The following is a 947-nucleotide window of genomic DNA, read 5'->3' on the forward strand; positions in this document are numbered from 1 at the left end:
GGACCAGTAGATCCAGGCGTAACACCAAACCCAGATACAAAACTATATTGGACAGTAACATTTGTATCAGCAGATGAAAAGACTGGAACAGTAGATGCGAATAACACTTATTACGTATTAAAGACAGCTAAGAAAACATTAGCAGACGTAACAGCACCAAAAACAACACCAGCAACAGGCTACGCATTTGAAAAATGGACACCAGCCCTAGATAACAAGACAGCAATAGATAAAGACATAACAGTAACAGGAACATTTACAAAAGATATCATAGGACCAGTAGATCCAGGCGTAACACCAAACCCAGATACAAAACTATATTGGACAGTAACATTTGTATCAGCCGATACAGCAACTGGAACAGTAGCAAAAGAAAACACTGTATACGTATTAAAGACAGCTAACAAAACATTAGCAGACGTAACAGCACCAAAAACAACACCAGCAACAGGCTACAAATTTGACAAATGGACACCAGCTTTAGATAACAAAACAGCAGTAGATAAAGACCTAACAGTAACAGGAACATTTACAAAATTAACAGATGTCATTGGACCAGTAGATCCAGGCGTAACACCAAACCCAGATAAAAAACTATATTGGACAGTAACATTTGTATCAGCAGATGAAAAGACTGGAACAGTAGATGCGAATAACACTTATTACGTATTAAAGACAGCTAAGAAAACATTAGCAGACGTAACAGCACCAAAAACAACACCAGCAACAGGCTACGCATTTGACAAATGGACACCAGCTTTAGATAACAAAACAGCAGTAGATAAAGACCTAACAGTAACAGGAACATTTACAAAATTAACAGATGTCATTGGACCAGTAGATCCAGGCGTAACACCAAACCCAGATAAAAAACTATATTGGACAGTAACATTTGTATCAGCCGATACAGCAACTGGAACAGTAGCAAAAGAAAACACTGTATACGT

At 37.9% G+C, this 947-nt stretch carries 1 protein-coding gene; it reads left to right on the plus strand.

The genetic code is table 11. The features are described from left to right. On the plus strand, window positions 1-947 hold a 947-nt coding region (locus BN3004_RS08425; protein ID WP_058259819.1), incomplete at both ends, for an InlB B-repeat-containing protein.

It is taken from the genome of Fenollaria timonensis (genome assembly GCF_001457835.1).
Classification (GTDB): Bacteria; Bacillota; Clostridia; order Tissierellales; family Peptoniphilaceae; genus Fenollaria; species Fenollaria timonensis.